This is a genomic window from Rhodococcus sp. Leaf278 (assembly GCF_001426085.1).
Taxonomy (GTDB): Bacteria; Actinomycetota; Actinomycetes; order Mycobacteriales; family Mycobacteriaceae; genus Rhodococcoides.
Genome location: NZ_LMRR01000001.1, coordinates 476,723 through 489,766, shown reverse-complemented (window position 1 = coordinate 489,766; position 13,044 = coordinate 476,723). Strand labels below are relative to the sequence as shown.

General features: G+C 65.2%; 14 protein-coding genes. 9 read left to right on the top strand and 5 right to left on the bottom strand.

The window, feature by feature from the left end; genetic code table 11:
* Positions 1 to 142 precede the first annotated feature (142 nt).
* Genes ASG84_RS02435 through ASG84_RS02420 form a run of 4 tightly spaced genes read left to right on the top strand, consistent with a single transcriptional unit; the run spans position 143 to position 3,619 of the window.
* Positions 143 to 1,117: an ABC transporter substrate-binding protein gene (locus ASG84_RS02435; protein WP_057475404.1), complete on the top strand. Its 975-nt coding sequence runs from the start codon at positions 143 to 145 to the stop codon at positions 1,115 to 1,117.
* A complete protein-coding gene (locus tag ASG84_RS02430) occupies positions 1,117 to 2,268 on the top strand; it encodes an ABC transporter ATP-binding protein (RefSeq protein ID WP_057475403.1) in 1,152 nt (383 codons plus the stop codon). The genes ASG84_RS02435 and ASG84_RS02430 overlap by 1 nt, the downstream gene beginning before the upstream one ends.
* Positions 2,265 to 2,930: an ABC transporter permease gene (locus tag ASG84_RS02425; protein ID WP_057475402.1), complete on the top strand. Its 666-nt coding sequence runs from the start codon at positions 2,265 to 2,267 to the stop codon at positions 2,928 to 2,930. Before ASG84_RS02430 ends, ASG84_RS02425 begins: the two co-directional genes overlap by 4 nt.
* On the top strand, positions 2,927 to 3,619 hold the full coding sequence (locus ASG84_RS02420; protein ID WP_057475401.1) for an ABC transporter permease: 693 nt from the start codon (positions 2,927 to 2,929) through the stop codon (positions 3,617 to 3,619). Before ASG84_RS02425 ends, ASG84_RS02420 begins: the two co-directional genes overlap by 4 nt.
* A 90-nt stretch (positions 3,620 to 3,709) precedes the next feature.
* Here ASG84_RS02420 and ASG84_RS02415 read toward each other — a convergent pair whose 3' ends face one another.
* The 4 genes from ASG84_RS02415 to ASG84_RS02395 all read right to left on the bottom strand — a co-directional run bounded on the left by ASG84_RS02415 (position 3,710) and on the right by ASG84_RS02395 (position 6,888).
* Positions 3,710 to 4,915, bottom strand: coding sequence for an NAD(P)-dependent malic enzyme (locus tag ASG84_RS02415; protein ID WP_082520751.1), 1,206 nt, complete (start codon positions 4,913 to 4,915; stop codon positions 3,710 to 3,712).
* 235 nt (positions 4,916 to 5,150) lie between these two features.
* The gene (locus ASG84_RS02405; RefSeq protein ID WP_057475398.1) at positions 5,151 to 5,444 is read right to left on the bottom strand and encodes a hypothetical protein; all 294 of its coding nucleotides are present in this window, start codon (positions 5,442 to 5,444) and stop codon (positions 5,151 to 5,153) included.
* Complete coding sequence (locus ASG84_RS02400) at positions 5,441 to 6,055, bottom strand: MarC family protein (RefSeq protein ID WP_057475397.1); 615 nt, start codon at positions 6,053 to 6,055, stop codon at positions 5,441 to 5,443. Before ASG84_RS02400 ends, ASG84_RS02405 begins: the two co-directional genes overlap by 4 nt.
* Positions 6,052 to 6,888, bottom strand: coding sequence for a PHP domain-containing protein (locus ASG84_RS02395; protein ID WP_057475396.1), 837 nt, complete (start codon positions 6,886 to 6,888; stop codon positions 6,052 to 6,054). The genes ASG84_RS02400 and ASG84_RS02395 overlap by 4 nt, the downstream gene beginning before the upstream one ends.
* Before the next feature lie 57 nt (positions 6,889 to 6,945).
* Here ASG84_RS02395 and ASG84_RS02390 point away from each other — a divergent pair, with 57 nt between their 5' ends.
* The gene (locus tag ASG84_RS02390; protein WP_057475395.1) at positions 6,946 to 8,034 is read left to right on the top strand and encodes a magnesium and cobalt transport protein CorA; all 1,089 of its coding nucleotides are present in this window, start codon (positions 6,946 to 6,948) and stop codon (positions 8,032 to 8,034) included.
* A 140-nt stretch (positions 8,035 to 8,174) separates the two neighbouring features.
* Complete coding sequence (locus tag ASG84_RS02385; protein WP_057475394.1) at positions 8,175 to 9,143, top strand: esterase/lipase family protein; 969 nt, start codon at positions 8,175 to 8,177, stop codon at positions 9,141 to 9,143.
* Positions 9,144 to 9,150: 7 nt separating this feature from the next.
* Here ASG84_RS02385 and ASG84_RS02380 read toward each other — a convergent pair whose 3' ends face one another.
* The gene (locus ASG84_RS02380) at positions 9,151 to 9,744 is read right to left on the bottom strand and encodes a suppressor of fused domain protein (protein ID WP_082520732.1); all 594 of its coding nucleotides are present in this window, start codon (positions 9,742 to 9,744) and stop codon (positions 9,151 to 9,153) included.
* Between the two features lie 95 nt (positions 9,745 to 9,839).
* Here ASG84_RS02380 and ASG84_RS02375 point away from each other — a divergent pair, with 95 nt between their 5' ends.
* The 3 genes from ASG84_RS02375 to ASG84_RS02365 all read left to right on the top strand — a co-directional run bounded on the left by ASG84_RS02375 (position 9,840) and on the right by ASG84_RS02365 (position 12,986).
* Positions 9,840 to 10,556: a metallophosphoesterase family protein gene (locus ASG84_RS02375; RefSeq protein ID WP_057475393.1), complete on the top strand. Its 717-nt coding sequence runs from the start codon at positions 9,840 to 9,842 to the stop codon at positions 10,554 to 10,556.
* On the top strand, positions 10,546 to 11,409 hold the full coding sequence (locus ASG84_RS02370) for a hypothetical protein (RefSeq protein WP_057475392.1): 864 nt from the start codon (positions 10,546 to 10,548) through the stop codon (positions 11,407 to 11,409). The genes ASG84_RS02375 and ASG84_RS02370 overlap by 11 nt, the downstream gene beginning before the upstream one ends.
* A gap of 140 nt (positions 11,410 to 11,549) precedes the next feature.
* On the top strand, positions 11,550 to 12,986 hold the full coding sequence (locus ASG84_RS02365) for an MFS transporter (protein ID WP_057475391.1): 1,437 nt from the start codon (positions 11,550 to 11,552) through the stop codon (positions 12,984 to 12,986).
* Positions 12,987 to 13,044: the final 58 nt, after the last annotated feature.

Sequence of the window (13,044 nt, the reverse complement as noted above, 5' to 3'; positions counted from 1 at the left end):
ACGAGACGGTAGTCGAACCAACCTTATGGGCACGGCTATTTCGACTACCATCCCGAGCAGCCCGAGTCCTGGTTCTGCCGATGCCCCCGGGGCCGATCGGCGGAGATGGGTAGGACTGTGCCCGAACCGATGGAAGGACACCATGACCACCTCCCGACTCACGCGTGCGTTCTCCGCTCCGAGGACAGTGGCGGCCGTTGCCGCGTTGACCCTCTCGGTCACCGCCCTGACCGCCTGCGGCGGCAATTCGGATCCGCTCTCGAGCGGCGGCGGCGAGAGCAACAGCGACACCAACTCCATCATCGTCGGTTCGGCCAACTTCCCCGAGTCCGAGACCGTGGCGAACATTTACGCCGAGGCTCTGCGCGCCAATGGCTTCGAGGTGAGCACCAAGCTCAACATCGGTAGCCGTGAGGCCTACATTCCCGCCGTGCGGGACGGGTCGATCGACATGATCCCCGATTACACCGGCAACCTTCTGCAGTACTTGGACGAGTCCGCGACGGCCACGTCCTCCGAGGACGTCCTCGCGGCCCTGCCTGCGGCACTGGGCGACGACCTTGCCGTGACGGCGCAGGCCCCCGGCGAGGACAAGGATGCCGTCGTCGTCACTCGCCAGACAGCCACCGAGCGCAACCTCACCACTATCGGCGACCTCGCTCCGTTTTCCTCCGAGGTGACCTTTGCCGGTACCCCGGAATTCCAGGAACGCACCGGCGGCCTGCCCGGTCTGCGCGACAAGTACGGTCTGGACATCTCGCCCGGCAACTACATCCCGATCTCCGACGGGGGCGGCCCGGCCACAGTCGAGGCGCTGGTTTCCGGTCAGGTCGTCGCCGCGGACATCTTCACCACCGCGCCCTCGATCGCACAGAACGATCTCGTCGTGCTCGAGGATCCGGAGAACAACTTCGCCGCGCAGAACATCATTCCGGTGCTGCGCACGTCCAAGCAGTCGGACAAGCTCACTCAGGTGCTGGACGCCGTGTCGGCGCAGATCACCACCGAGGAACTGATTGCGCTGAACACGCGAGTGTCCGGTGACGAGAAGGTCGAACCCGCGGCAGCAGCGGCGGATTGGGTCAAGGAGAAGGGTCTGGACCAGCCGGTCAGCTGATGATCACCTTCGAGCACGTCAACAAGACCTATCCGGACGGCACCACGGCGGTCGACTCCTTGGACCTGGTGATCGAGCCACACTCGTTCACCGTGTTCGTGGGGCCGTCCGGCTGCGGCAAAACCACCTCGATGCGGATGATCAACCGCATGATCACACCCACCTCGGGCGTGATCACCGTGGACGGTCGCAACATCGCCGACACCGATGCCGTGAAATTGCGCCGAGGAATCGGCTACGTCATTCAGAGTGCCGGGTTGCTTCCGCATCGCACTGTCGTGGACAACGTCGCCACTGTGCCCGTGCTCAACGGCCAATCTCGTCGCGCGGCGCGCACGGCGGCACTCGACGTCCTCGAACGTGTCGGGCTGGACCCGGCGTTCGCCTCGCGGTATCCGGCGCAACTGTCCGGTGGGCAGCAACAGCGGGTGGGCGTGGCGCGAGCGCTGGCCGCCGACCCGCCCATCCTGTTGATGGACGAGCCCTTCAGCGCGGTGGATCCGGTGGTTCGCGAGGAACTGCAGACGGAGATGCTGCGCCTGCAGGCCGATCTGAAGAAGACGATCGTCTTCGTCACCCATGACATCGACGAGGCCGTGCGGCTCGGTGATCACATCGCGGTCTTCGGGCCACAGGGCCGCCTGCAGCAGTACGACAAGCCCGAGACCGTCCTCGCGGCACCTGCCACGCCGTTCGTGGCCGGTTTCGTCGGTCGCGACCGCGGTTACCGAGGTCTGCAGTTCCGCTCGGCGCAATCGGTGACGATGCACCCGATCGAGACGGCCACGCAGGACGAGGTGAGCGGTCTTCGGCTCGACCAGGGTCAGTGGGTTCTGGTGGTCGATTCGCAACGACGTCCGTTCGGATGGATCGATGCAACAGGCGTCGAGAAAGTGCGCGACGGTCGGAGCATCGACGACAGCACAGCGGCAGGTGGGTCGTTGTTCCTCGAGGGCGGTGATCTGCGGCAGGCACTCGACTCCGCGATCTCGTCGCCGTCGGGCATCGGCGTCGCGGTCGATTCGTCCGGGGCGGCCGTCGGCAGTGTCGACGGCGCGGAGATACTCGAAAACCTTGCCGTACAACGCAAGTCGGAAGACGCGGAGCGCAATAGGCACCACTTCCGCACGGCTGGGGACGCAGACCGGTGACCTGGCTGTTCGACAATTTCGATGTCGTACTCGGCTACACGAAGACACACCTGTATCTGTCGCTCGTTCCGCTGTGCGTCGGATTGCTGATCGCCATCCCGCTGGGCACCGTCATTCGCAACACCCGCTGGGTTCGTCGAATCACGTTGACGGTGGCCAGTATTGCGTTCACCCTCCCGTCGCTGGCACTGTTCGTCACCATCCCGGCAGTGATCGGTCTCCCCGTTCTCGATCCGCTGAACGTGGTAATCGCTCTGGCCGTCTACTCGACGGCACTGCTGGTGCGCGCTGTACCCGAGGCACTCGACTCGGTGCCGTTCGCCGTGGTCGATTCCGCCGAGGCAATGGGCTACTCGACACTGCGACGAGCAGTGACCGTCGAACTGCCCCTGGCACTTCCGGTACTCATCGCCAACATCAGGGTGGTCGCGGTCACGAACATCTCGCTGGTCTCGGTGGGCTCGGTGATCGGTATCGGCGGCCTCGGTCAACTGTTCACGCAGGGCTACCAGCGTGACTATCCCGACCAGATATTCGCGGGCATCATCTCGATCGTGTTCCTGGCGTTGGTGTTCGACGCAGCCCTGTTCTTGCTGGGTCGTCGACTCACCCCGTGGACTCGCCTCGGCACGGGCTCGTCGAAGAAGAAGGCACGCGCATGAATCTGTTCTCCGAGGCGTTCTCGTACATATTCGACGGCGGAAACTGGTCCGGCCCAACGGGAATCGGCGCACGACTGATCGAGCACATGTGGTACAGCCTGTTGGCAGTACTGGTCTCGGCAGCGATTGCCATACCCATCGGCTTGTTGATCGGCCATCTACGACGCGGTGAAGCCGTGATCGTGGGCCTCGTCAACGCATTACGTTCGCTGCCCACCCTCGGCATCCTGGTGTTCCTGGTTCTGGTGATCGGGTTGGGGCTGGTGCCGCCGATCATCGCGCTGGTGCTACTTGGCATTCCGCCGCTACTGGCCGGAACGTATTCCGGCATCGCCAACGTCGACGCGAACGTGGTCGACGCCGCCCGTGCAATGGGCATGACGGAAACCCAGGTGTTGCTTCGGGTCGAGATTCCGAACGCACTCCCCCTGATCCTCGGCGGGCTGCGCAACACCACTCTCCAGATCATCGCCACTGCGACGATCGCCGCCTACGTCAACCTAGGCGGACTCGGCCGCTATATCTTCGACGGCCTGGCGCTGTACGACTACCAACGGGTGCTGGTCGGCGCAATTCTGGTAGCCGTGCTGACTCTCGTCGTCGACGGTCTGCTCGCTCTCGCGGTCTGGACATCGGTTCCGGGAACCGGCCGGCTGCGGCGGATGCCGACCGGACTGGCGAAGGTCTGACCGACCAGAGCGAAGAAGCCTTCGAACGAAAGACACCGGCGAACCGCTGGCCCGGGTGGGGCTGGGTTCGCCGGTGTTTCTTCCGTTTTCCTACGCGACGCCCTCGGCTCGCGCTGCTGCCGCTACTGCGTCCGCAACGGCCGGGGCGACACGAGGATCGAGTGGGCTGGGCACGATCTTGTCCGCAGCCAACTCGTCGCCGAGAACCGAGAGGATTGCCTCGGCAGCGGCGAGCTTCATGCCTTCGGTGATGCGGCGGGCACCCGCGTCGAGCGCGCCCTTGAACACACCGGGGAAGGCGAGAACATTGTTGATCTGGTTCGGGAAATCGCTACGTCCGGTCGCGACGATGGCGGCATACTTTCTCGCCACCTCCGGGTGGATCTCGGGATCGGGGTTCGACAGCGCGAACACGATGGCCTCCGGGGCCATGGAGGCGATGTAGGCCTCGTCTACCTTGCCCGCGGACAGACCCAGGAACACATCTGCACCGGCCAGGGCGTCGCCCGCTCCGCCGGACAGCCCACGGGGGTTGGTGCGCGCCGCGAGATCGGTCTTCACGCTGGTGAGGTCCTGGCGATCAGCGGAGACGATCCCCTTCGAGTCCAGCACGATCACGTCCCGGATGCCGGCCAGGAGGAGCATGTTGGCACACGCCACGCCTGCTGCACCGGCTCCGGAAATCACGACCTTCAGTTCAGCGGTACTGCGGCCCTGGACCTTCGCGGCCCCGTTGAGCGCGGCCAACACGACGATGGCGGTGCCGTGCTGGTCGTCGTGCATGACCGGGCACTCGAGCGCGTCGACGACGCGTCGCTCGATCTCGAAGCAGCGCGGGGCCGAGATGTCTTCGAGGTTCACGGCACCGAAACTGTGCCGCAGCCGCACGATCGTCTCGACAATCTCGTCGACGTCGTTGGTGTCGAGAACGATCGGGATGGAGTCGAGGCCCGCGAACTTCTTGAACAGTGCTGCCTTGCCCTCCATCACCGGCAACGATGCGCGAGGACCGATGTCGCCCAGGCCGAGCACTGCGGAACCGTCGGAAATGACGGCGACGAGGCGATCGGTCCAGGTGTAGCGCTTGGCGAGCGACGGATCGGCCGCGATGGCGCGGCTGACCTGGGCTACGCCGGGGGTGTAGGCGATGGACAGATCCCGTTGGGTCTCGAGCGGCGCGGCCAACTCGACCGACAGCTTTCCGCCAAGATGGCCGGCGAAGATCTCCTCGTCGGTGATCGCGGCCGGCACTGCCGTTGCCGAGTTCGGTGCTGTGGTGTCTTCGACTGCCGTCACGGTGAAAGCTCCTTGCACTGTCGACCTCGACCAGCAAGGCGACGCGTGTCGACGAAGTGAGTGGTTCTGGGAATCGAGAGTGCTCGGAGTGCGCCAGTGCTGGCTGCAAACTGCCGAAAGCGTGTCTCGCAGGTGCGGCGGGTGTGCCGACACGGTCAGCGACGGGCTGTAGCCCGATCGGTGGCCCCAGTGTGCCACACGGCCCAGCTACCTGACCACAGAGTCAGAAGTGTCCTCACTGCCACCATTGCGTCCACAGCACGAGGGCCGTGACGACGAAGACGACAAGCGCACCGGCGAACGCGGAGAAGCCACGCCGATGATCTGCGATGCGCTGGGCGACGACGGCCACCACGGCGGCGGCGATGTGTGCAGCGACGGACAGAGCCCCGGGCCCCGGGAAGCCGCGGGAGTGCCCGAGATACTGAGTGACGGCCACACCGATCGCGAGCACCACCAGTCCGGCGGTGACGACACCACTGAACCCGCGCAGGAAGCGGAGCCCCGCTCCCGCTCCGGCCCCGCTCATCCGCCGGCCACGAATCCGCGAACCGAATCCGCGATCAACTGCACCGCGATGGCGGCAAGCAGCAAACCTGCGATGCGCGCCAGCAGCGAGATGCCACCTTCGCCGAGCAGACGGATCAACACTGTCGAGAATCGCAGGACCAGGAAGAACAGCACGTGAATGGTGATGATGCCCAGCGCAATCGCCAGCAAGGAGCTCGCATCACCGTCGGCCTGGCTGACGTAGACGATCACTGCGGCGATGGCGCCGGGACCTGCCATCAGCGGAGTTCCGAGCGGCACGAGGGCCACGTTGACGTCCTCCGCCGCGGAGTCCCCGCCCGCACCCTTGCCGGTGAGCAACGACAGAGCGATGAGCAGGAGCAGTAATCCGCCCGCGCCCTGCAGAGCGGGAATGCCGATGTGCAGGTAGCTCAGGATCGCCTGACCGCCGATGGCGAACACCGAGATGACGGTCAACGAGACGGCGGGTGCCTGCCACGCGGCCTTGTTGCGAGCTTCCTTGCTCTTGCGGCCCACCAGGGACAGGAACACCGGGATAGCGCCCGGCGGATCCATGATGACGAACAGGGTGATGAGCACCGTCAGGTAGAGCGTCACATCGAAGGTCATGAGCGAGCCGCCGCGACTATTCGGTCGTAGTGCTCCGGGGCGGTGGTGTGTTCGCCGAGTTGCACCGTCTTGTTGGTCCCGTGGTAATCCGAGGAGCCCGTGACGATCAGGTCCAGTTCGGCGGCGAGATCGGCCATGACCGCAGTGTCCTGCGGCGAATGGTCCATGTGATGGACCTCGACTCCGCCCAACCCCAAGGGCGTCAGTTCTCGAATCTGGTTCAGGTCCAGGATGCGACCGCGCGCGCGGGCCCGAGCATGCGCGAGCACGCTCACCCCGCCTGCTGCCGTGATCATCTGTACCGCGGCCTCGAGCGGAGTGTCCACCTTCTCCACGTAGTACTTGCCGTCGGTCGCCAACGGCCCGGCGAACGCGGCGTTCATGTCCGGGACGTAGCCGGCGTCGATCAGTGCACGGCCGAGATGGGGACGCCCGGCTGCGGCCCCGGCCGAGGCCAACACTGCGTCGGGATCGATCGGCAAACCGTCGGCCGCCATCTTCTCGGCAATGGCTCGCAACCTCGTCACCCGTTCGCCGCGCAGACGCGCGCGCTCCGCCGCGAACGCTTCGTTCTCGGGATCGAAGAGGTACGCGAGCAGGTGCACAGGAACCGGCTCGCCGTCCTCACCTCGTCCGGTGCAGGAGAGTTCCATACCGCGCACGAGGGTCAGACCGGTAGGAACGGCCGCAGCCGCTTCGTCCCAGCCCGACGTGGTGTCGTGGTCGGTCAGCGCCACCACCGACAGTCCCGCCGCCGATGCTGCACGGACCAGCTCGGCCGGGCTGTCGGTACCGTCGGACGCCGTCGAGTGGGTATGAAGATCGATGAGCACCTCGACAGTGTTCCAGGCTCGCCCTCTCGTCGTTTTGCTGGCGTACGATTGCCCGCCATGCCGTCCCTTCCACCTCGACCGTCGCTACCGTCACTGCATCGACGAGGACCCAAGGCCGCACCCGATGCCGGTCCGAGAATTCCGGTGCCCACGGCGCGTGCGATCGTCGATTGCGCGGTGTACGTCGACGGCTCCCGATTGCCCGGCAGATTCACTCACACCTCGGCGATCGCGGAGGTGCGTTCGCGCGGCGAAGGCTTCGTGTGGGTCGGCCTGCATGCGCCCGACGACCATCAGATGAACGCGATCGCGCAGTGCTACGGGTTGCACGAATTGATGGTCGAGGACACCGTGCACGCACATCAGCGACCGAAACTCGAGCGCTATGACGACGTCGCGTTCCTGGTGCTGCGCACGGTGAAGTACGTCGAGCACGAGTCGGTGACCACCGCCAACGAGATCGTCGAGAGCGGCGAGATAATGGTGATGGTCGGCAGCGACTTCGTCATCACCGTCCGGCACGGGGAACATTCGGGTTTGGCCGGCGTCCGGCAGCGCCTGGAGGCGAACCCGGAACAGCTCGCCCTCGGCCCCTCGGCGGTGCTGCATGCTGTGGCCGACCACGTCGTCGACGAGTATCTGGCGGTGACCGAGTCGATCGAGCGGGACGTCGACGGCATGGAGGAGGAAGTCTTCTCTCCGCACCATCACGTGCCCATCGAGAACATCTACTTGCTCAAGCGCGAGGTCGTCGAGCTACGCCGATCGGTGACGCCGCTGTCGACGCCGCTGGCCCGTCTGGTGCAGGAACCGAGTGTGCCCAAGGCCGTACGACGGTATCTGCGCGACGTACAGGACCACCACACCACCGTGGCCGAGCGGATCTCGGAATACGACGAAGTACTCAGTTCGCTGGTCGATGCCGCATTGGCCCGGGTGACGATGCAGCAGAACCTGGACATGCGCAAGATCTCGGCGTGGGTGGCGATCGCCGCCGTGCCGACGATGGTGGCCGGAATTTACGGCATGAACTTCGACAACATGCCCGAGTTGCACTGGACGTACGGCTACCACACGATCGTCGCGATCGTGGCCTGCGTGTGCGTGGGCATGTGGCGCACGTTCCACAAGAACAATTGGCTCTAGCGGCCACACGGCACCTTGGACATCGCCCAACAAGCGGACGCGATCGTTGGTGATTCCCCCGAAGCTCCACAGGTGTTGAGCCCACCGGCCCTGACCGGATGACACTGCACAAGACCTGCAGTTCATTTCGGAAGGTAACGATGAGAATCCGCACACTGGTACTGGCCGTCGTCGCCGCCGCGATCTGTTCGTCCGCACCGGGGGCCGCGTCGGCTGAGCCTGCTCACGCCGATCCCACCGGCCCACCGCTGACCGTCGCGCAAGCCGATCTGGACAAGGCGCTGACATGCACCACGGATCTGCACGACGCCACCCGCGATCCGGTTCTGCTCACCCCGGCTTTCGCCACCGATCAGCAATCGTTCGGCTGGAACTACTTGCAGTCGCTGCCTGCCATCGGAATCCCGGTGTGCAGCCTGTCGTTCCCCGACGAGGGCTACGGAGACCTACAGATCTCGGCGGAGTACGTCGTACACGCAGTTCGGACGATGGCCGCCGACAGTGGCCGCAAGGTCGTCATGATGGGCCACCAGCACGGCCCCTTGGACGAACTGTGGGCTCTGACGTTCTGGCCGGACCTGCCTGCGCTGGTGTCGGATGTCATCTCGCTCGCCACCCCGTACAACGGGACCGACTCGGCGCGCTCGGGATGTGACGACGCGCAGAAGTGCCCGCCGGCGAACTGGCAGATCGCAACCGGGTCGCACTTCCTCACTGCGCTTTCCGCACGTCCGTTACCGCAGGGTCCCGGCTACACGTCGATCTTCACGCGATTCGACGAATTGATCTATCCGCAGCCTCGCGCCAGCACCCTCACGGGAGCCGCGAACATCGCAGTGCAGGACGTCTGTCCACTGCGGCCGGTCGAGCACTTCGGCATTCTCGGTGACAACGTCGCGTACAACATCGTGCTCGATGCCCTCGAACACGACGGACCCGCTGTGCGGCAACGTATTTCGAAGAACCTGTGTTTCACCACGACGATGCCGAATCTGCGCTACACACTGCAATCGTCGATCTCCGGATTTGCCTACGGCCTCGGTGTTCCCCAACATTTCGAGAACGACTCGGTGGACGCCGAACCCGAGCTGGCGTCCTATGCGCGGTAGCGCCGGATCAGAGGCTGGCTGCGGACCGGTTCGGGTCTCGGACGTCGATTCCCGCTTCTGTCCATGCCTCGCGCAGCGCGTCGGCTCCGCGCAACCGCACCCAGGCCGCCTCGGTGCCCGTGAGAGGGACGGCGGCCAGAAAGCGAACCGGATCGTAGGGCTCGGGCAGTGTCAGGTCTGCGATGTCACTCTCCCCGAGCAGCACGGCGGTGAACGGCGCGTTGGTCCACAGTGGCTCACTCAGATCGAGCAGCGCGTCCTCGACCAGTACGACGCCCTCCACCGCGGGTGACGCAGCAAGGACGGCCACGCTCTTGTGCACGCCGGAGGCCACGCCTGCACCACCTCGGAGAGTCAGCACCAGTTCGGCCCGGGGGCCGCGCGAGGGATCTGCGACGAGTTCGTTGGGGTCGGCCATGGGGTGCCGAGAACAGCCGAGACTGACGTAGCGAACCACGTCGGAGTCCGCGCCGAATCTCAAGACGTCCAGCGGCTCGAGGCCGAGGAACGTCACCGACGCCGACGACGGGTTCTCGTCGCCGATCTCGGTCAGCAGGTGTGCGCGTACCGCTGTAATGACACTGTCGCTCACGAGGTCCATCCAACACTGTCGCTCACCTGATCCATCCAACACCACCGATGCCCGAGAAGTCCGTTCGGAGGTGCCACGCAACGGAGGTAGGTACCGTCGTACCCGTGGTCTCCGTTCTTGCAGTGTCCGACGAAACGATCGAATCCCTGTGGAGTCCGCAGGTGAAGTCGCTCGGAGTCGACCTCGTTCTCGGCGCAGGCGACCTGCCGTTCGACTACCTCGAATACCTCACCGATGCTTTGAACGCGCCGTGCGTGTTCGTGCCCGGCAACCACGACGCAGACCTCACCGGCTACTCGGCCGGACGTGCGGGATGGATGCGCGCCGGGCTCCCCACCACCTGGCCCGGACCTGTCGGTGCTGTCAACGCCGACCGCCGAATCGTCTCGGTTGCGGGCCTGCGGATTGCCGGTCTCGGCGGGTCCATCCGCTACAACGGCGGGCCCAACCAATGGACCCAGCGGCAGCAGCGTCGGCGTTCACGCACCCTGACCCGGACGTTCGCGTGGCATCGCAACGTCCGCAACGACTCTCGACCCCTGGACATTCTGCTGACCCACAGTCCGCCGCTCGGTGTCGGAGACGACACCGACCCCGCACACATCGGTTTCGACTGCCTCGACGAGGTGACGCGCAGACTCGCCCCACAGTTGTTGCTGCACGGCCATATTCATCCGCACGGCGCTACGCCGGAGGATCTGACACTGCACGGCGCAGCCGTGATCAACACCGTCGGGTACACGCTGCTCGAGATCGAACCGGGCGGACAGAGAGCCGAATTCGAGGCACCGAGGATCGTGAGGCGCAGGCATGGCACGTGACACCGGATTTCCGGCCGCCGATGCGGAGAACGACTTCACCCGCCAGCGTCGACGCGCCGACGTCGCCCGTCTGGTCGGATGGCTCCGGCGTCAACCCGACGACGTCAACACCATCCTGCCGTTCGACGAGGTGGTTGCCGCGCTCGGCAAGGTGGGCGAGCGTCACCTCGGCCTGCAGGTCATTCGCGTCGAGACCATCGTCGGAAGCGTCGACCGCACTCGCGATTTCGACCGCTTCTTCCGCCCGACGTCGGCGCGCATCCGTGAACGCTGGCAGCGACTTGCCGCCGCCCAACGCCGCGGCGAGGCGATGCCCCCGATCCAGGTGTACCGCATCGGCGGCATGCACTTCGTCGTCGACGGCCATCATCGAGTGTCCATCGCGTTCGCGATGCACCGAACGTCGATCGACGCCGTCGTCACCGAGATCATCACGCGCATATCCCCCGAGGGCATCACCCGGCGCGGCGACCTGCTGATCAAGGATCACCGGCGCATCTTCCTCGGTCGTGTCCCGTTGGTGGGCAAGGCACGCGAGGCCGTGAAGGTGACCGATCCGTTCGATTACGCCCAGCTCAGCGAATCGGTGGAGGCCTGGGGCTTCCGCTTGATGCAGGAGGTCGGCGAATTCGTCGACCGCGGTACCGTCGCGCGGCGCTGGTTCGGTGAGGAGTACCTGCCCGTGGTGCGCATGGTGCGCGCGGCCGAAATCCTCGAAGATCGCACGGACGCCGAGGCGTACCTCTGGATGAGCCGGGAGCGTTACCGCCTGGTACGCGAACACGTCTGGAACGACGAGATCGTCAGCGAACTCCGGCAGAAGGCTCTGGGCAAACCCACCCGTCCGCAGTAGAGCCGCGTCGATGCTCGGCGGCCGCGGCGGCCCAGGCTCACTTCCCTGGTGCACCGATGTCTGATAGTTAATTAGATGCGTTCATCATTTTAATTTTTCGGTGTCACCGCATAGTCGATACGTAACGAGGTAGTTCTTCCATGTCCACCCGCCGCATCCTGCTGCCCGGACTCTGTTTCATCGTCATGACTCTCGCCGTTCTGCAGACGATGGTGGTCCCCATCGTGCTGACAATCGGCACCCAACTCGGAGTCGGCACCACCGCCGCCGGATGGGTACTGACGGCCAATCTTCTCGCAGCGGTGATCGCCACCCCGGTCATCGGTAGGCTCGCCGACCTGCACGGCAAGCGTCCGGTGCTGATCGGTGTGCTCACCGTGGTCCTTGCCGGATCGTTACTCGCGGCCCTGACCGACTCGTTGCTGTGGCTGATCGTCGGACGGGTCCTGCAGGGCGTGTCCTACGCACTGTTCCCCATCGCGCTCGCCGTCCTGCGTGACGAGATGCCTCCTCGTAAACTCGTCGGCTCGATGGCCGTCCTGTCCGGCACATTGGGCGTCGGCGGCGGGTTCGGGCTGGTGTTGACCGGGCTGCTGACGGCCAATGGTGCCGACTACCACCGCGTGTTCTGGCTCACTGTCGCGTTCGTCGTGATTGCCCTCGCGATCGCCTGGTTCGGCGTACCGGCGCGTCCGAGAACAAGCGGCGGCACCGTCGACTGGTGGGGAGCTGCTCTGCTCGCAGTGACTCTGCTGCTGCTCTTCCTCGCCCTGACCCAGGGCCGCACGTGGGGGTGGGGTTCGATTGCCACCATCGGCTGCGCGGTCGTAGGTGTCATTGCGGGTGCAGTCTGGTGGAACTTCGAGAAGCGCGTCGGCGAGCCGCTCGTCGCACCCCGCATGCTCACCCACGGACCGTTGCTCGCCACCAATGTCGCCACCCTGTTCGTCGGCATCGGGATGTTCGTCAACTTCCTCGCCTGCTCGTACTTCGTGCAGACACCACGCGCCGTGGCCGGCTACGGCTTCACCGCGAACGTTCTCGAAGCGAGCGTCGTCTATCTCCTACCCGGTGCCGCCGTAGGAGTAGTCGCGGCCATCGTCAGCGGCCGCCTCATCCGGTCGTTCGGACCGCGCCGAGTGCTGATCGCGGGAGCCGCCATCGGGCTGGTCGGATTCGTCTTCGTCGCACTCGCTCACGATCACACCTGGCAGCTGATCACCGCAGGCATCGTCATCAACATGTTCGTCAGCCTTGCGTTCGCTGCCCTGCCGAACCTGCTCATGGCCGAGGTCAGCGCATCGGACACCGGGGTGGCGAACAGCGTCAACTCGATCGTCCGGACGGTCGGTACCTCGATTGCCAGCGCCACGCTGTCCACCGTTCTGGCCATGTTCACCATCGACGGGACAGCTGTTGCGCGCGAAAGTGTGTACACCGCAGCCTTTGTCGCAGGGGCGGTGGCCTGCCTCGTCGTCGTACTCGCGGCCCTGGCCATCAAGAGCACGCCCGCCACTCGGGAATCGGTGAAAGTGGCCGAGTCCGAACCGAACACCGCGTCGAACATGTCACTCTGAGCCTGCGGCATGTGAGCGAAACTTCGTAGCCCACTACGAAGTTTCGCTCACATGCGCG